The organism is Flavobacterium sp. 140616W15 (genome assembly GCF_003668995.1).
Lineage (GTDB): Bacteria > Bacteroidota > Bacteroidia > Flavobacteriales > Flavobacteriaceae > Flavobacterium.
Genome location: NZ_CP033068.1, coordinates 611557 through 630769, shown reverse-complemented (window position 1 = coordinate 630769; position 19213 = coordinate 611557). Strand labels below are relative to the sequence as shown.

The window sequence follows — 19213 nt, the reverse complement described above, 5'->3', positions numbered from 1 at the left end:
TTAAAGAAAAAACAAAAAAGGATACCGTTTCTATCAGGGCTAGCCTTTACGTATTTCAAAAACTTACTTGCACATCAATCATGAACCAAAACGAACTCAAAGAATTCCTCGACGAAAAAGTCATTCAATATAACAACCAAGATTTTATTGAAAGTGATCCCGTACAGATTCCGCATTTATTTACTCAAAAAGAAGATATCGAAATTGCCGGATTCCTTAGCGCTACAATTGCTTGGGGAAATCGCAAAATGATTATTAAAAACTCACATCAAATGATGGAATTAATGGGAAACACTCCCTACGATTTTATCATGAATCACGACGATGAAGATATAGCAAGATTAGAAAATTTTGTACACCGTACTTTCAACGGAAAAGACTTTGGTAGTTTTATAAAAGGATTGCAACACATTTATAAAAATCATGGCGGACTTGAAGCTGTCTTCTCCAAAAATCAAGAAGAGGATAGTTTACAGAAAAGCATTCACGAATTCAAAAAAGCATTCTTTGAAATAGATCATTTACAAAGAACCCAAAAGCATATTTCGGATCCATTAAACAATTCGGCAGCAAAACGTATCAATATGTACCTCCGTTGGATGGTGCGTCAAGACAGCAAAGGTGTCGATTTAGGAATATGGAAAACTATTTCTCCTGCAGCCTTATCCTGTCCTTTAGATGTTCATTCCGGAAATGTAGCTAGAAAACTAGGTATTCTGACCCGAAAGCAAAACGATGGTAAAGCTTTGGCTGAATTAGACAAAAAACTTAGAGAAATGGATCCTAAAGACCCCGTAAAATACGATTTTGCGTTGTTTGGACTTGGCGTATTCGAAGGATTTTAATATACTTATCATATAATAATAATCCCTTAAATAAATTCAATTACTTAAGGGATTCTTTATTAACGATAATTATTCTGCTTTCTCAACCACTTCAACTTTTGTGCTCATCTTATCTCTAGTTAAAATTACAGAACTTAATTTTCCATCGCTGAAATCAAATTTTAACAAGTTTGGATAATCTACAATTTTAAATAATCCATTTTTAAGATATACCAATTCATTATCATTTTTCCCTTTAAAATGATCTAATAATGGAGATTCAACATACAGACGGTTATTCTTTTCTACAATTTTAGTTTTCACTCCTTGCGCATAAAGGAAATCATCATAAGTTCCTATTAGTTTTTGTTTTAAGCCTGATGGCATTTCCTGGATTTCATCATTAACCATTTTTCCATTCCAATCCATCAAGGTCAGAAGCTTTCTTTGAGTCTGTCCCATCACAGGAAAACGATTCGGTTTTTCGCCATTGGTCAGAAATACAAAACCATTTCCATCTGTCATAGTAGCAAAAACACTACCTCCCACTCCTGTATTTGAACCATTACATATAAACCAATCATAGTTATTATAACCAAAGGACTTTTGCCATCCATAACTCCATCCGCCAACAGCATCTTTTAAAGCGGTTACTTCAGTTACTTTTTTTGCAACATTATGTGAAATCACTTTATTGTTTTTATTACGTAAGGCATTTTGCATCTCGATAGCAATTTTAGCTAAATCTGTAGGTGTAGACCACATTCCTGATGCTCCAACTTGCGGTGTGATTGGCAAACCTGTTCTAATAACCTTCCCATTCTCATCGTGAACAAATGCTACATTTATAGGGAATCCTTTTTCATTAGGCTGTATCATTGTAGTGTTTTTTAACCCAAGAGGAGAGAAAATATATGTCGCTGCAAGTTCTGCCATAGATTTATTAAAAGTATCTTCTAGTGCCATCTGAACAATTACATAACCGCCACCACTATATGCCCAACCTGTTCCTGGGGTAAACAAGAAATCAATTTCTTTATCATATCTCGGAATCTTTCCTAAAAGACTTTCTTTTATTGTTGGGATTGTATCACCTTCATAGTGATCAGCGAATCCACTTTGAGTTGTACCAGCCGTATGGTTAAGAAATTGTCTCCAGGTTGGGCTGTTGTTTGCGGTGAACTTACTTTTTGGTAAATGCCAGCGTTTTAGATAGCCATCTATAGGATCGTCTAAATTAATCAATCCTTTCTCTTCGAGCATAAAACAAAGAAGCGCTGTAATTGGTTTTGAAATTGAAGCTGTAGAAAAAGCGGTGTTTTGATCCATTCTCTCTTTTGAATCCATTGATTTTACACCAAATTGATTTGAGTAGACTATCTTGTAATTTTCGAAAACAACAACACTAAATCCTGCCAGTTTATTTTTTTCTAGTTGTTTATCGATATTTAAACTGTCTGTAAGAAAGCTATAGTCTCTTTCTTTTGATACTGCTTTTTTGCTTGTTTGAGCACTTGCGACTGTTACTATAAAAAGTAATAAATAGATAATGTTTTTCATTGTATCGTAATTTTTAAGGTTAAGAATTTATTTCGATACAAAGATGCAGGAGAAGACAAACCTACGCGACCGAATAAAAATATTCGAACGCATTTGTTTAAAAAAACTAGTACGAGTAATTACAAAACGCTAAATTACAAAGCTTTACGATACTCAGTAGGAGTAAACCCTGTATGTTTTTTAAAAGCAGTATTAAAAGAAGATTTTGAATTAAAACCTACATCATAAAGAATTTCAAGAACTGTTACCTTACTTTTTGTAACATCTTTTAAAATATCCATGGCACTTTCTATACGATAGGTATTAATGAAATCGTAAAAATGCTGCTCTAACTTATGATTAATTAAAAGCGAAAGATCCCTAACAGGAATTGCAATACCTTTAGATACATCCTGAATTGTTAAGGAAGGATCTAGAAATGGCTTTTTTTCAGCCATATACTGCTGTAATTTTAATAAATCTTCATTATATTCTTTTTCACTTACAACTAGTTGCTCCTTCTTTTTTTCTTCTAAAACAATTTCAGAAACCAGTTTTAATCTTGAATCAATATTTCTAAATAAACCAGGATTATTTAATGCTTTAAATAAATACCAACAAATAATAAATAACTGAAATACGAGGAGCCCAATTTTTATCCATTCAGAGATATAGGGATAATCCGAAAACTTGAAGATATTTTTTAAAAGAGCAACCGAATACAAAATAGTTAGTACAACCGTAAACTGAAACAACCAATTATAAGAACTAATACTTGTACCTGCACAATTTTCGAGGTATAGTTTTTTTGCTTTTCTTAATACCATAAAAACAGCAATGATATATACAACTAACTGAACATGTATAAGAATATGATTGAACTGTATTTCAACCACATTTTGATAATTTTTAATAAAATTAATTTTAGAAGTAACATCTACTGCATAAAAACGAGGTATCAAAATTACATTCGCTATTACAAATGGAAGCAGATGTAATAAGTGTTTAGGTTTGAGCTTAAAATCCGAGTAACAAACAGACAATACATATAGGTAAAAAACAGGAATTTGCAAGAAAGCAAATAAACCTCTTAACATTCCGAAATTTGAAGGTTTATCAACTATTAAGTTAAATAAAGTTTGACTGGTATCTATTGCTGTTAATAATAAAAAAGTAGCAAAAAGATAATTACTTATCTTATTCTTTGTTTTAACTATTACCAGAAAAAATGCAAGAAATAATGAAATGAACAGAGAGATTACAATCACAATTATTAATAAATTAATCTTTTCCATTTAGTTATTTTCTTTTGTTATTACTACAGTTCATGTTTATTGATTTTTTTTCTAAATATATAAAATTGAAATATTATAAATAGTAAGTAAGCCAAAGGAAAACCAATCCACCAGACCACAACAAAAGAATTATAAGGATATAAATCAATTAGAATATAAATCACAGCAACTAAGGGTATCGCTATAAAAGTTAATGCTGATAAGAAATTATTAGCACGAATGGTCTTTTGTAAATTCAGAAAGAAGGCTGTTGAAAAAACAATCATTACAATAGAATATGCTAATATGTAATATAAATTAAAGAGTGTAAATAAGAAATCTAAAATGATTTCAAACAAATTCCCATTGTTTGATTTTAATTGTGTAAAAGCCAATACATAATAAATTAAGAATAATATAGCAGTCAATAAAAAGTTTAGTAACCAAAATTTAAAAATGTATTTTTTCATGTTTTTTTTTATCCAATCCATTTTAGTCAATAGTTATACTACTATAGATTAATTATAAGTCCAACTAAATTCCCAATCTTTTCCAGTATGTTATATCCGTTTTTCTATTTATCCAAATATTCTTTTCCATCTAAATCCAACCATCCCTTTTGCCCATTTGGCAATTCAAAACGGGCATAATTATCTTGAAATTTTTCTATTTTTTTATACTTAATCTCTCTTACAATTGGGAAGTAGGTATAAAAACCATTTTTTTCGATTATATATATATCTTGATTAATTCTTGCAATCGAATCTAAGTTTTTAGGCAATTCATCATTAATCTTTTTAACTTCTTCACTAGGATTTTCATTTAACAAGTAATCAAGAATATTTAAACTATATTTTCCATTTTTTAACTTTAACCATATCAAAAATGGTCTTTTTTTCAAGTATCCACTTTCTGTTTTTAGTGTTATATAAATATCACCTTCAGCATGATACTCAATATCTTCAATTTCAGAAGTATGATAAAGTTCTGATTTATAATAACCTCCAAAACTAACAGGTTTATATTCATGAGTTTTTAGCTCGTTAAAATCTCCTGAAATGTAAAATTTTTGATTTTCTTTAAATATTTTAAATTCAACTTTGTTATCCGGAAATTGAAATGATAGATTAACGCTAAAAGGTCCATCACCTCGTTTATATTCTTCCCCTAATAAGTTAATTTTTTTTAAAGTATTATGCTGTATAATCTGTGCATTAGGGAATTTTTTTTCTAATTTAATCGATTGGACATTGGAAAGAGTAAGTCTGTCAAATTTATAATTATAAATTTTGATTTTCTCCCCACTATAGCCAACTATAAAATGGTGATTAAAATTAATCGAGTCAAAAGAAGTCTTTAAGATGTTTTTATTATATAAATTTTTAAAAATACTTTTTTGTTTTTTAGAGTATCAACTTTATAATATTTACTCAAATTAGAAAAATATCCAGTATAGATATCAATCGCTTTTTGAGTTTTTAATTGAACTACTTGATACATATTGAATTCATCTCTATAATGATTTAATAAAAATTTAAATCCTGATTCTGTTGGTATTATATAATCTCCTCTTGATTCTAATAATATTATTTTTTTATTTTTGCCAAAATCTAAAATTAAATATGGGTAAAACTCTCCATTAAGAAAATAAAGATCTTTGTTGAATTTATAAAATTCACTAGAGCCGTCTTGATTGTGAGTTGAAATATATTTGTATTTATCGTATTTTTTTAATTTATAAGAATCTATTTCGTTATTGAAAACAAGATCTTTTTTATTTTTAATATCCTGAAAATCAGATTCTGAAATTTCATTCAATTTAGCTTCAATTTCCAGTTTGAAATTTTTATTATCAAAATCATAATTAATCTTAAACTCATAATATTTATTACTTTTTTTTATTATGATGCCTGCATTTCTACTAATTAATTGTAGTTCACCTTTGGTAACTTTATAATTTTTCTGTCCAAAACAAAAAAATGAAACTAAAAAAATAATAGATAGAAGATTTGTTTCATTTATAAGCCCTGTTTATTAATTACTTCCATTATACGGTTAATTACTATTTTTTCTCTATAAATAGATGTCGATATATATCTTGTTTCAGTTTCTATTTTGTTCACTACCTTATTCTCTTCCCAATCCAAAACATAAATTACCATTTGAGGAATTTGTTTATTTTCTTTGTCATTTGTATTTCTCAGACTTTCAATACATATTGGTTTTGAATTTTGAAAGTAAATAATTTTAGTATAAGGAATTTCACTATTTTGATTATACTGTACATATACAATTTTATAAATTTCTTTTTTCTTTTTATATATCGTTATTGTATTTTTATCAGATGTTATTGTTTTTGGGTCATATGGTTCTTTAAAACATTTCTTTTTTAATGTTTTAATATCATTGATTTCTTTAATCAACCTATCAATATTCTTAATTTGACTATCATCATATAAAATAACTTGCTTAGATCCTTCGTCATATATTACATAACGAAATTCACCGTTGACTTTTAACAAAGCCTTAAACGATGACTTATATTGATCTGATTTCATCAAATATAATAGCTCATAATCTTTGATTTGGTTTTCAGCCATACAAAAAGCAATGATATCTGAATCTTCTTTTAAGTCAGTTTGTTTGCATCTATTCATCAAATGAGTGAGACTAGTATTGTCAAAATTTCTAATTTCTGAATAATTAGCAACAATTAAATTACGATATTCTATATTTTGTTTATCGTTTTCAATACTTCCTGTGCTCTTTAAAAGAAGAAAACCGTCATCAAATTTATGATAGTAATATAAACCAAAATCTTTGTTTGGCTCAGAGTCTCCAAAGCAGTCACCGTAACCAGTAATCTTATCAATATAAAAGCAAATGTAGTTTTCATCTATGATTTTATATTTACCTAAAATTCTAGTAAAACAACCACTTCCGCACTTAGCACTATAACCACACACAAAGGTTTGATTGGCATTTAACGTTATATAGTTTCTATAATTATCAGATCTATCAAGTGTTTGCTGAGATAATGAATATTCTGTTATATCAGGATTAACTATCAATTGGCTTATTCCCCAAGTCCCCTGTAAACTAACTATAGAAGAATTATGAGTTATTAAATCAAACCCTAAATAATTACTCAGTTTTTGCGCAAAACAAATATTTGAAAGAAATAAGAACAATATCAATAAGTTTCTCATAATCTTCTTTTGTTTTTTTTTAAGATATTATAGATAAATTCCTAAAATTCCTTCTGATTTCATTCTTCCAAAAATATTCAAAAAAAATATAAATCATCAAAAGGTGCTTTTTATTTTTTTAATACATTTCGTACTTATATTAGTATCAATATTACTAAAAATTAAGGCTGAATAAATATGAAAAAGCAATACTTTAAAATAGATATCTTTCTATTAATCACAAGCTTTTTATTTTGGCACTACTAATAAGAATTCAATTTAAATCTTCGCAAAATGAATGCTTTAATCCTAACAAAATACGATTTAGAATTGTTAGAACTAAGTATTTAGCAACATATTAAACACTGAATATTAACTTGTTATACATTTAAATTATCAGATGATTCCAAGAATTTAGTAAACTAACCGCTATTTTAACGTACCTTTGCACAAAATTTAATGCAAATGAGCACTTTCGAGACATTTAATCTTCCTAAATCCGTACAAAAAGCAATTGATGAATTAGGCTTTGTTACACCTACTCCTATTCAAGAAAAATCTTTTTCTGTAATTATGTCCGGTCGTGATATGATGGGAATTGCACAAACCGGTACAGGTAAAACATTTGCCTATTTATTACCTTTATTAAAACTATATAAATTTACTCCAACCAATACTCCAAAAATTGTAATCCTTGTTCCAACACGTGAATTAGTTGTTCAGGTTGTTGAAGAAGTAGAGAAATTAACCAAATACATGTCGGTTAAAACATTGGGTATTTTTGGTGGTGTCAATATTAATACACAAAAGAAAGCCGTTTACGAAGGAATCGATATCTTGGTGGGAACACCAGGAAGAACAATGGATTTAGCATTAGATGCAGTAGTTCGTTTTGATGAAACTCAAAAACTAGTTATTGATGAGTTTGACGAAATGCTTAATTTAGGCTTTCGTACGCAATTAACAGCGCTTTTGGCGATGATGAAAACCAAACGTCAAAATATTTTATTCTCTGCAACAATGACCGATGAGGTTGATGCCGTTTTGAATGACTTTTTTGATTTCCCAGAAGAAGTTACCCTTGCAGCATCTGGAACACCATTAGAAAACATCGAGCAAATTACCTATAATGTTCCTAATTTTAATACCAAAGTAAACTTACTGAAACACTTATTACAAAACAACGAAGACATGAGTCGCGTTTTGGTTTTTGTAAATAACAAAAAGATTTCAGATATGCTTCACGATCGTATTGAAGAAGATTTTGAAGGACAATTTGGTGTAATTCACTCTAATAAATCACAAAATTACCGTTTGAGTACAATGGCAGCTTTCCAAGAAGGAACGCTACGTGGACTTATAACTACCGATATTATGGCGAGAGGTTTGGATATTTCCAATATTACTCACGTTATCAACTTTGAACTTCCTGAGTTTCCAGAATTATACATGCACAGAATTGGTAGAACCGGTCGTGCCGATGCAACTGGTACCGCAATAAGCTTTATTACTCCTCGTGAAGAAGAATTTAAAGTAGAAGTGGAAGTCTTAATGAATAGAGAACTTGACATTGCTGATTTCCCTGAAGAAGTAGAAGTTTCGATAAAATTAATTGAACCTGAGAAAGACAGACAGCCTATTAAGTTTTTGATGAAAAAACAAAAGCTAGATGGAGATGGAGCTTTTCATGATAAAGCCAAAAAGAATAAAAAAGTCAATTTGGGAGGTCCTTCTAAAACTAAAAAGAAAACGCACGGATCTGTTAACAGAAACATGCTAAAAACAAGAGATAAGAAAAGAAAAGATAAGAATAAATAAGTCTTTTTAGGTTCAGAATTACAAAGTCTCAAAGGTTAGCTACTAAGCTGCTGAGATTCTAAGTAAAAAAAACAAAAAGGCTCAAAGATGTAGAATTAAGTTAATAACTTGAAACTTTACATCTTTGAGCCTTTTATATTTTACGTACAAGACAGAGAAACCTTTGTGACTCTGAGCCTTTGAACCTTTAAATTAATTTTTCGTAAACACCAAACATACTGGCGCGCACAACTCAATTCTCTTTCCGGTATCAGTAAGTTTACCTGTAACTTTATCTCTTTTAAAAACCACAATATTATTTGTGTATTGATGCCCTACTAAAAGGAAATTCCCTGTAGGATCGATAGAAAAATCTCTTGGTCCTTTTCCTAACGTACTTACTTGCTCTTGCAATTCTAAACCACCGCTTTTAAGAATTTTAAAAACTGAGATATTATTAGCATCGACACGATCTGATACATATAAAAACTGGCCATCTGGTGATATTTTTATAGCTGCTGCTCCTGTTCCTCCTTTAAAATCTTTAGGAAGAATACTTGTCTCTGCAATTAATTTTAAATTTCCGTTTTTGTCATAGCTAAAAGTAGTTAGAGTAGCATCTAATTCCTGGATTAAATACACAAACTTTCCGTCTTTACTGAATGTTAAATGTCTTGGACCACTTCCTGCCTTTACATCTACACTTCCTTTTAATATCAAAACTTCATCTTTAGATTTTGGATTGTATTTGTATATAAAAACTTTATCAAGACCTAAATCATTTGACAAAACATATTTTTTATCTGGTGAAAAATAAACCATATGCACGTGAGCTCCTTCTTGTCTTTGTGTATTAACTCCCTTTCCTGTATGCTGAATCACTTGTTTTGCTTCCGAAAGGCCTTCAGTAGTCTTTTTGAATACCGAAATATTTCCTCCTGAATAATTGGCAGTAATTACATTTTCACCATCATTAATTAAATAACATGGATCTGCTCCCATCGCTTTTTGTTTATTCAAAAAAGCAACTTTACCAGATTTTGGCTCATACCCAAATGCACTTACAGTACTTTCTGCACCATTTTCATTAACTGCATAAATAAATTTATTATCGGCAGAAACAGATAAATAACTTGGACTTACTGTACTTTCTGAAGTATTTTTTAATTTGGACTCGCCCGAATTGGTATCGAATTCATACACATAAATTCCTTTGCTATCACAACTATTAGTATACGTTCCTACCAACAGATTAACTTTGTTTTGCGCCTGAATTCCTGTAAAGAATAAAATTAAAAGCAAAACGGCATACGATTTTTTCATTTGTAAAAATTTTATTGAAATGCTAAAATACATAATATCCTTATAATCGTTAGGAATTATTTAGCAGTTCGAAAAAATATAACAACTTCAGTTAAAACTGCCTGTAAATTTGTATTTTTGACAAACGAAAAATTCAATGAGCTTCATTGAAAATAAAATCAGTGAAGTAAACTAAACTTTAGAATGCATTTTAAACATCCCGAAATTTTATACTTTCTGTTCTTATTGATTGTTCCAATTTTGGTTCATTTATTTCAATTACGACGTTTCAAAAAGTCATATTTCACTAATGTTCGACTTTTAGCAAAACTCTCTATTCAAACTCGAAAAAGTTCAAAAATAAAAAAATGGCTATTATTAGCTACTCGCTTATTATTACTTACCTGTCTGATTCTTGCTTTTGCTCAACCATTTTTTACTGCCAAAGACAGCAAAAATGCCAATAACGAAATGTATATTATTCTGGATAATTCATTTAGTATGCAGGCAAAAGGAAAAAAAGGTGAATTACTAAAACGTGCTGTTCAGGAATTACTAGAAAACACTCCAGAGAACGCTTCATTTTCTTTACTTACCAACACTGAAAACTATTGGAACACCGATATAAAATCGGTTCGTAACTCATTACAGAGCCTAAAATACAGTGCCACTCCTTTTGAACTAGATAACATAATGGCAAAAGTTAAGGCCCGTAAATCGGCCTTTAAAAAGGATATCATCATTATTACAGATGCAGTTGGGCTAGATGAAAAACAACTAAAAAATAGTAAGTTCGATGATAATCCTTATTTTATAATATCAAAAGCAGAACAAAAAAACAATGTAGCAATTGACAGTGTTTTCATCAATCAAACTCTAGATAATTTTTACGATATCGGTATTAGTTTATCCGGATACGGTGAGAATTTCAAACCTATTTCGATGTCTTTATTCAATAATGACAAACTAATCGCTAAGACCATTGTAAACTTTGATACTAAAAAGAAAAAAGTCAACTTTACCATTCCAAAACAAGCTTTTCATGGTTATGTTACTATCGAAGATAATGGTTTAGAATACGACAACCGATTGTATTTTAGTATTTCTGAAACTAAGAAAACTAACGTGATCAGTATTGGAGATCCTGCAAAAAGTAATTTTTTATCTCGAATTTATACAGCTGAAGAATTCAATTATCATAATTCTGACATTCGCTCCCTTGATTACAATAGCCTAGATAAGCAAGATGCAATTATTCTGAACGAGTTAGATGAAATCCCACAAGCATTACAAACAACCTTAAGATCATTTGTCTCCAAAGGTGGAAATGTTATTATAATTCCATCAGAGAAAATGGCTGTTTCCAATATGAATTCCTTTTTATCAAATTTTGGTAAAATAGAAATGAAGGCTCTTGAAAACAAAGAAAAACTGATTACCAAAATCAACTTTGATCACCCTATATTCTCAGGTGTTTTCGAAAATAAAATCAAGAACTTCCAATATCCAAAAACAAAAAATTCATTTCCAATTACAAGTTCTTATGCATCGGCTTTGTCTTATGAGGATCAAAGTGCTTTTTTAACTTCGATACAAAATCAAGTTTCGGCAGTTTCTATTTTTTCAGCACCTATAAACAATATCAATTCTAATTTTCAGCAATCGCCGCTAATTGTTCCCGTTTTTTATAAAATGGCACAAAACAATCAAAAATCTGGAATAAACGCAATAATCATTGGTAATAATCAGCCTTATTTTGTTGAAGCATTATTATCTAAAGATGCTATATTAGAAGTAAGAGGTGTTGATGAACAATTTATCCCAATTCAACAGATTTTAAATAATAAAGTAAAAATCGTTTTCAACGATTATCCGGAACAAGCTGGTAATTATACCATTTATAATAAAAAAGAAGCACTAGAAAACGTGAGTTTTAATTACAAACGAAGCGAAAGTGATTTGAGTCAGATTAATACAAATCTAATCTCTGATTACAAAACTGCTGATACTATTTCGACCATTTTTAACACCTTGCAAACAGAGCGAACTGACAATGAGATTTGGAAATGGTTTGTTATCTTTGCATTGTTATTTTTAGCATTAGAAATGGCAATTATTAAGTTTGTGAAGTGATTTTTTTACCATTAAGATATTAAGAAAGTTAAGTTTCTTCTTTATTCATGGTTCAAACAAATTAAGCTTTAATGCTTTTAAAACTTAATTATTTCAATTAAAATAAATTTATCTACATATGAAAATAATCATCCGTGAAGCAAAAATTATAGATTCTAAAAGTCCGTTTCATAATAAGACTGCAGATATTTTAATTAAAGATGGTTTAATCGAACAAATAGGAACTTCACTTCCTAATACTGAAAATGCCGACGAGATAAAACTCGATAATTTACATATATCGCAAGGATGGTTTGATAGTAGCGTTTCGTTTGGAGAACCAGGCTACGAAGACCGTGAAACGATCTCAAATGGCTTGAACGTAGCAGCAAAAAGCGGATTTACTGCTATTGCTTTACAACCCAACTCCTACCCGATTATCGATAACCAATCGCAAGTGAATTTTGTAAAAAATAAAGCCAATGGTTTTGCTACCGAACTTTTCCCTATCGGAGCTTTAACAAAAGCTAGCGAAGGAAAAGATATGGCCGAATTATTCGACATGAAGAAAACTGGAGCTATAGCTTTTGGTGATTATAATAAAAGCCTTGACAATGCCAATTTACTTAAAATCGCATTGCAATATGTACAGGATTTTGATGGCTTAGTAATTGCTTATTCGCAAGATCAAAACATTAAAGGAAATGGTGTTGCTAATGAAGGAATTGTTTCAACTAAATTAGGTTTAAAAGGAATTCCTGATCTTGCCGAAGAATTACAAATTGTCCGCAACCTATTTTTATTGGAATATACAGGCGGAAAACTTCATATCCCGACTATTTCGACAGCAAAATCGGTTCAATTAATTAAAGACGCTAAAGCAAAAGGGTTAAACGTAACAACTAGTGTTGCTGTACATCACCTGGTTTTAACCGATGAAAAATTAGAAGGATTTGACACTCGATTTAAAGTTACGCCTCCATTACGAACTGAAACAGACAGACAAGCATTACTTAAAGGTGTCTTAGATGGAACTATCGATATGATTACATCTGATCATAATCCAATTGATGTTGAATTCAAAAAAATGGAATTTGATATGGCTAAAAATGGTACTATTGGTCTAGAAAGTGCTTTTGCTACTTTAACAACTGTATTGCCTTTAGAAACTGTAATCGAAAAACTAACATTAGGGAAATCAGTTTTTGGTATCGAAAACAATACAATTACCGAAGGTTCTAAAGCAAATATTACCTTATTCAATCCAGAAGGAAAAACTACTTTTACAAAAGAGAATATCTTATCTAAGTCTAAAAATTCAGCCTTTTTAGGTACTCAATTACAAGGTTCTGTCTACGGAATTGTAAATCAGAATCAATTGGTATTAGAAAAATAAATATAAACACAAGAATGAACAACTCAATCGAAGAAGGAAAAACTCCTGCTATTACCAGTTATATATTAATCATTGGTGTTTTAATCGCGATGTCGATGAACTCTGAAAACAAAAATAGTTTTGCCTCTTTTCATATACGTCAAGCACTAGGTTTATCGCTAACATTTATCTCATTCGGACTTATAATCAGTAATTTTGACAGCTTCATGATTACTTTCCCAATGTGGATTTGTATTTCTATCTTATGGACATACGGTATTTTTAGCGCTATTAAAGGCGAAACAAAACCTGTGCCTTTAGTAGGTGCACTTTTTCAAAAATGGTTTAAAAATATTGGTTAGTTTTTGATTTATAAATTAAAAACCGGCAACTTTATTTCACCATTTACAACTCACTATTTACCATTAAAAAAATGAATTTATCTTTAGAATATAAAATAAGAGAACCAAAAGTTATCTTAGACAAGAACCCATTATTACTATTACTTCACGGATACGGTAGCAACGAAGAGGACTTATTCTCTTTTGCAACCGAACTTCCTGATAATTACTACGTTATTTCTGCAAGAGCACCTTATGACTTACAATACAATAGTTATGCTTGGTACGCAATTAATTTTGATGCAGATCAAAACAAATTTTCTGATAATGAACAAGCTAAAACATCACGTGATTTAATTGCAAATTTCATTGACGAATTAACTGCAAATTATCCAATTGACCCTAACAATATAACGTTAATTGGTTTTAGCCAAGGATCAATTTTAAGTTATGCAACAGCACTTTCTTATCCTGAAAAAATTCAGAGAGTAGTTGCAATGAGTGGCTATTTTAATGACGAAATCATTAAAGATGGTTATGAGAAAAACGACTTCAAAAACTTAAAAATATTTGCTTCTCATGGAACTGTAGATCAGGTAATACCTATTGATTGGGCTAGAAAAACACCTGCTATTTTAGAAAAGCTAAATATTCCTGTTACCTATAAAGAATATCCTGTTGGCCATGGAGTTGCTCCTCAGAACTTCTTTGATTTTAAAAATTGGTTGGCGCAATAGTTTACATTTACAATATTCAGTCACAGTTTTCAGTATAAAAACATAATAATGGGAATAAACGATTTAAAGGATTTTATCCTACCAGCAATATTAATCGCTGCTGGTCTTTTTATAAAAAACACTAAAGATCCAAACTTTCAAACTTCTAAAAAATACTGGAAAGTATTATTCATTTTAGGAATTCTGAATCTATTAATGAAGTTGTACCTTATGTTCTTTCTATAATAAGTGATTTATATTACTTAAAAAGTTTTCAATTTCACAACTTCGATTTCTATCAACATTATTAAATTATCACATCTTTAAGTTTAAATAACAAACTTAAAATCAAACAAATACAAAGGGTTTAAATATTTTATTTAAATCCTTTTTTTGTTAAACAATATCTTAATCAACAACGATAGCAATGTCTTAATGAATAAAATAATAAAAATGGAGATGAATACAACAGATTTAATACCAAAAGATAAACATGATATAGAAAGAGCCGAAAACTTAAAAAACTACTCTTATTCTGAATTAAAATCCATTATTCCCGAATTACTTGAGTGGCTTCAAGATTGTAATTGGCCAGTTGCAAAACCAGTTTCGGAATATTTAGGGAGTATCAATGGAGATATATCTAAAGAAATTTTAGACATTTTTGAAACTAATGACGACGTTTGGAAATATTGGACAATATCAATTTTTGGAAAAATAACAAATGATAAATTTATTCGTGATGAAATTATACGAATTGCGATGAATCCTACTAAAGGTGAAATCATTGAAGAAGTTGATAAAATAGCAAATGAGACAATTCTAGAACGCGGTTGGAGGTAAACTATTCACTTTTGACATTTTTCATTTTTATAATAAATCACCTTATCTTTAAACTGTACATCTTGTAACAAATAACAAAGAATAAGACTAACCAGTAAACTGATCTAACTAACTATGAAACAACTATTATTCTCCCTACTTTTTATTGGATTTACATTTTTAGCAAAAGCACAATCCGATAACAAGATTACTATTGGCACGATTGAAACTGTACATTCTAAGATATTAAATGAAGACCGAAAAATCTGGATATATGTGCCTGGTGGTTATACCAAAGGCACAGAAAAGACAGAACATTACCCTGTACTTTATTTATTAGATGGTGATGCTCATTTTACTTCAGTTGTTGGTATGACTGAGCAATTAAGTACAATGAACGGTAATACAATTTGCCCAAAAATGATTGTAGTAGGAATACTCAATACCGACAGAGCTCGTGATTTAACTCCTACTCATATCGAATCTGATTTACCAATGATGACTAATGAAGCTAGTAAAACTACTGGCGGAAATGAAAACTTTATTGCGTTTATCCAAAAAGAATTAATGCCATACGTTGAAAAAAATTACCCTACGGCGCCATACAAAATGTTGATTGGGCATTCTTTTGGTGGTTTAACAGCGATAAATACACTTGCAAATCATACCAATTTATTTAATTCTTATGTTTCTATCGATCCTAGTATGTGGTGGGACAAACAGAAATTTTTAGAACAAAGCAAAAAAATATTTGTTGAGAAAAAATTCAAAAACACCAGTTTATTTTTAGGTATTGCCAATACAATGGAAGCTGGAATGGACACTCTTAGAGTAAAAAAAGATACTACTCAAAGTACGAGACACATCCGTGCTATATTCGATTTGGCTAATACACTAAAAAAGAACAAACAAAACCAATTAAACTTTGAATACAAATATTATGATAAAGACAGTCATGGTTCTGTTCCATTTATTGCCGAATACGATGCGCTTCGATTTATCTTTGACTTCTATAAATTAGACTTAACATATAGCGATTTATTTGATAATGGAATGAGTTTACCTACAAAGGTTGAAAAACATTACCAAAATGTATCCGAAAAAATGGGATACAAAATACTACCTCCCGAATCTTACATCAATATGCTAGGATATATGGCACTTGGTAGAAAAAGCTTAGCTCAAGCCGAGTATTTTTTTAAACTAAATGTAAAAAACTATCCACAAAGCGCTAATGTATATGACTCTATGGGAGATTATTACAAAGAAACAGGCGATAAAACCAATGCAATAAGCAATTACAAAAAAACGTTACTAATCAACAAGGAAAATACTGAAACGAAACAAAAACTAGCTGAGCTTGAAAAAGAGAAATAGCGCATTACAATACCATTTAAAAATATAAAAATGAAACTATCTAAACTTGACAATCCTGCATTAATCCTAATTGATATTCAGAAAGGTTTTGACAATATAGAATATTGGGGTGGAGAACGCAATAATTTAAATGCTGAACAAAATGCTGGCGAACTTCTTGAAATATGGAGAAGTAATAAATTACCAATATTTCATATCCAACATTGTTCTTCTAATCCTAATTCATTACTTCACGAAACAAATCATGGTAATGCATTTAAAGATATTGTCAAACCAAATCCTGGAGAAACTGTTATCCAAAAAAATGTAAACAGCGCCTTTATTGGTACCGATTTAAAAGAGCAACTTGATGAGGCTAAAATTGATACACTTGTTATTGTAGGTTTAACAACCGATCATTGCGTATCGACAACTACAAGAATGGCTGGGAATTTTGGTTACAATACCTTTTTAATTTCTGATGCTACAGCCACTTTTAACAAAAAAGGGCTAAATGGTCAAGAATTTAGCGCTGACACTATTCATGAAACTGCACTTGCTAGCTTAAACGAAGAATTTGCTCAAGTCGTTACTACAGATTTTATAAAACAGAATATTTAATTAATCGCTAAGAATCACGCAAAGCTCGCAAAGGTTTTATAATCTTTTTTATCGCGATAGCTATCGGGAGTGGCAGAAAAAACAACATATTTATATAAATAATAAAGGCGAGAATTACTTCTCGCCTTTATTGTATAGTTTCTATTTACTCGCCAGTATAAATAATCTTTCCAGCTTGTTTTAGTACATAACCTTTCCAAGGAATTAATTCCAGATCTCCATTTATCCAAGGCTCTCCTTCGGCTTTTCGTTCTAACATAATTGTTTCTTTTTGTGTATCCAGAAAAAGTTCGGCTTTGTTTCCGTCTTTTTCAAAAATAACATAAGCAACTGTTGAATACGTTTTTCCATCTTTGGCATGTTCTAACTTTGTTCCAACCTCAAAAAGTCTCACACATTCTTTGTTAATCTCAGACCAAGTATAACCTGCAGAAGCCTTGCATCCATGGGCATCTGAGTCTCCTCCAACAATATGCTCTGGTTTTGTTTCTTCAGTAGTCCCTTTAGTAGTTTCATCTTGTGAAACTTTTTTAGCACAAGAAAATGATAGCCCAATAATAATCGAAAATAAAAATACTTTTTTCATAGGTTCTATTTATTTAGTTGTTACAATTATTAAACAGTTAGTGAATCTTATTTTTGGTATAATAATGACTGATTTACTTCAAAAGTTACGCTCCCATCATTATTAATAAAGTACTTCAATAAAACTTCTCCCCATGTTTCTCCATCACTAAAATCGGCAATAATCCATCTGTGGTTTAATACCTTAACTTTATTAATAATAAATTTATTCGTTCCTATTTGGTCATGTCCTGTATATGGATTCCCTTTTGGGTTAGCATTAAGATCCATTAATTTTTCAGTAACCATCGGAATTAATTGCTCGTATTTTATTGTTTTTGAAGCATCTGCCGAGTCAAAGTAATTTTGTGCGTTTTGATTGTTCTCTAATGAGAAATAGTTGGCTTCATTTAGTTTATTCTCTACTAAATCTAAACTATCTCTAAGTTTTTTGGTCGTTTTAACATAACGTTCCTGCTCAAACTTTACTTCTTTACTATAAAACATATAGGTAAAAATATTCATAAGTATAGCAATGATAAATAGGTAAAGCAATAAGGATTTTTTCATTTTTAAAATATAATTAAATTGTGATTTCTAAATTATCATATGCCAGATAAACATTTTTAGGAAGCATTTTTTGTACTTCTTCATGAAATCCTAATACATGACTAATATGTGTTAAATAAGCCACTTCTGGCTGAACCAAAGTTATAAAATCTAGTGCTTCCTGCAAATTAAAATGGGTATCATGTGGCTCTACACGTAATGCATTTATCACTAATACTTTTAGATTTTTTAATTTATCAATTTCAGCATCTTCTATGGTTTTTACATCTGTTAAATAAGCAAAATCGTCTATTCGATAACCAAAAACCTGCAGATCACCATGCATAACATTTACTGGGATTGCTATTTTATTTCCCACAGCAAACGGTTCATCATTAATTACTTCAATTGTTTTAACTGATGGTGCTCCTGGATATTTATTTACAGTTTCGAATACGTAATCAAAACGTCTTTTTAAATTATCTATAACACGTTGGTGTGCATAAATTGGCATTTCGCCTTGTCTAAAATTAAACGGACGTATATCATCCAAACCTGCAGTGTGATCGGCATGCTCATGCGTAAATAAAATTGCATCTAATTTCTGACAGTTGCAAGCGAGCATCTGTTGTCTAAAATCGGGACCACAATCGATAACATATGAATGGTTATCCCAACTAATCCAAATAGACACCCGAAGTCTTTTATCCTTAGCATCAGTGCTTTTGCATACAGGATGATCAACCCCTATTATCGGAATGCCTTGAGATGTACCTGTGCCTAAAAAATATACCTTCAATTGTACTTTATTTTTTTACAAAAATAGGATTAAT

20 protein-coding genes are annotated in these 19213 nt (G+C 30.2%); 10 read left to right on the top strand and 10 right to left on the bottom strand.

Annotated features, from left to right (window positions below):
* The first annotated feature begins 80 nt into the window (after window positions 1–80).
* A complete protein-coding gene (locus EAG11_RS02765) occupies window positions 81–845 on the top strand; it encodes a TIGR02757 family protein (protein ID WP_129537792.1) in 765 nt (254 codons plus the stop codon).
* Between the two features lie 69 nt (window positions 846–914).
* Here the strand turns inward: EAG11_RS02765 and EAG11_RS02760 are convergent, their stop codons facing one another.
* From EAG11_RS02760 to EAG11_RS02735, 6 genes are all read right to left on the bottom strand, one after another.
* Complete coding sequence (locus EAG11_RS02760; protein ID WP_129537791.1) at window positions 915–2384, bottom strand: serine hydrolase; 1470 nt, start codon at window positions 2382–2384, stop codon at window positions 915–917.
* A gap of 134 nt (window positions 2385–2518) precedes the next feature.
* On the bottom strand, window positions 2519–3658 hold the full coding sequence (locus tag EAG11_RS02755) for an AraC family transcriptional regulator (protein WP_129537790.1): 1140 nt from the start codon (window positions 3656–3658) through the stop codon (window positions 2519–2521).
* Window positions 3659–3681: 23 nt separating this feature from the next.
* Window positions 3682–4107: a hypothetical protein gene (locus EAG11_RS02750; RefSeq protein ID WP_129537789.1), complete on the bottom strand. Its 426-nt coding sequence runs from the start codon at window positions 4105–4107 to the stop codon at window positions 3682–3684.
* 104 nt (window positions 4108–4211) lie between these two features.
* Window positions 4212–4520 carry a hypothetical protein gene (locus EAG11_RS02745; RefSeq protein ID WP_129537788.1) on the bottom strand — a complete coding sequence of 103 codons (309 nt, stop codon included), beginning with the start codon at window positions 4518–4520 and terminating at the stop codon, window positions 4212–4214.
* Between the two features lie 473 nt (window positions 4521–4993).
* Entirely contained in the window at window positions 4994–5455 is a 462-nt protein-coding gene (locus tag EAG11_RS02740; protein ID WP_129537787.1) for a hypothetical protein, read from the bottom strand.
* A gap of 200 nt (window positions 5456–5655) precedes the next feature.
* Window positions 5656–6846, bottom strand: a complete 1191-nt coding sequence (locus EAG11_RS02735; RefSeq protein WP_129537786.1) for a hypothetical protein — start codon at window positions 6844–6846, stop codon at window positions 5656–5658.
* 444 nt (window positions 6847–7290) lie between these two features.
* Between EAG11_RS02735 and EAG11_RS02730 the strand changes: the two genes are divergently transcribed.
* The gene (locus EAG11_RS02730) at window positions 7291–8643 is read left to right on the top strand and encodes a DEAD/DEAH box helicase (protein WP_129537785.1); all 1353 of its coding nucleotides are present in this window, start codon (window positions 7291–7293) and stop codon (window positions 8641–8643) included.
* 192 nt (window positions 8644–8835) lie between these two features.
* Here EAG11_RS02730 and EAG11_RS02725 read toward each other — a convergent pair whose 3' ends face one another.
* Complete coding sequence (locus tag EAG11_RS02725) at window positions 8836–9945, bottom strand: lactonase family protein (protein WP_129537784.1); 1110 nt, start codon at window positions 9943–9945, stop codon at window positions 8836–8838.
* 183 nt (window positions 9946–10128) lie between these two features.
* Between EAG11_RS02725 and EAG11_RS02720 the strand changes: the two genes are divergently transcribed.
* The 8 genes from EAG11_RS02720 (at window position 10129) to EAG11_RS02690 (ending at window position 17267) form a co-directional block, all read left to right on the top strand.
* Window positions 10129–12057, top strand: a complete 1929-nt coding sequence (locus EAG11_RS02720; protein ID WP_129537783.1) for a BatA and WFA domain-containing protein — start codon at window positions 10129–10131, stop codon at window positions 12055–12057.
* A gap of 118 nt (window positions 12058–12175) precedes the next feature.
* A complete protein-coding gene (locus EAG11_RS02715; protein WP_129537782.1) occupies window positions 12176–13432 on the top strand; it encodes a dihydroorotase family protein in 1257 nt (418 codons plus the stop codon).
* A 14-nt stretch (window positions 13433–13446) separates the two neighbouring features.
* Window positions 13447–13773, top strand: coding sequence for a hypothetical protein (locus EAG11_RS02710; protein WP_129537781.1), 327 nt, complete (start codon window positions 13447–13449; stop codon window positions 13771–13773).
* A gap of 71 nt (window positions 13774–13844) precedes the next feature.
* Window positions 13845–14489 (top strand): alpha/beta hydrolase, encoded by a 645-nt coding sequence (locus EAG11_RS02705; protein ID WP_129537780.1) that lies wholly within the window; start codon window positions 13845–13847, stop codon window positions 14487–14489.
* Between the two features lie 48 nt (window positions 14490–14537).
* Complete coding sequence (locus EAG11_RS21620) at window positions 14538–14714, top strand: hypothetical protein (RefSeq protein WP_164998649.1); 177 nt, start codon at window positions 14538–14540, stop codon at window positions 14712–14714.
* A gap of 189 nt (window positions 14715–14903) precedes the next feature.
* Window positions 14904–15311, top strand: coding sequence for a DUF5071 domain-containing protein (locus EAG11_RS02700; RefSeq protein WP_129537779.1), 408 nt, complete (start codon window positions 14904–14906; stop codon window positions 15309–15311).
* Window positions 15312–15425: 114 nt separating this feature from the next.
* Window positions 15426–16667 (top strand): alpha/beta hydrolase-fold protein, encoded by a 1242-nt coding sequence (locus EAG11_RS02695; RefSeq protein ID WP_129537778.1) that lies wholly within the window; start codon window positions 15426–15428, stop codon window positions 16665–16667.
* Between the two features lie 30 nt (window positions 16668–16697).
* A complete protein-coding gene (locus EAG11_RS02690) occupies window positions 16698–17267 on the top strand; it encodes a cysteine hydrolase family protein (RefSeq protein WP_129537777.1) in 570 nt (189 codons plus the stop codon).
* A 145-nt stretch (window positions 17268–17412) separates the two neighbouring features.
* Here EAG11_RS02690 and EAG11_RS02685 read toward each other — a convergent pair whose 3' ends face one another.
* Genes EAG11_RS02685 through EAG11_RS02675 form a run of 3 tightly spaced genes read right to left on the bottom strand, consistent with a single transcriptional unit; the run spans window position 17413 to window position 19179 of the window.
* The gene (locus EAG11_RS02685; RefSeq protein WP_129537776.1) at window positions 17413–17853 is read right to left on the bottom strand and encodes a hypothetical protein; all 441 of its coding nucleotides are present in this window, start codon (window positions 17851–17853) and stop codon (window positions 17413–17415) included.
* 47 nt (window positions 17854–17900) lie between these two features.
* Window positions 17901–18401, bottom strand: coding sequence for a hypothetical protein (locus EAG11_RS02680; RefSeq protein WP_129537775.1), 501 nt, complete (start codon window positions 18399–18401; stop codon window positions 17901–17903).
* A gap of 13 nt (window positions 18402–18414) precedes the next feature.
* Entirely contained in the window at window positions 18415–19179 is a 765-nt protein-coding gene (locus tag EAG11_RS02675) for an MBL fold metallo-hydrolase (protein ID WP_129537774.1), read from the bottom strand.
* Window positions 19180–19213: the final 34 nt, after the last annotated feature.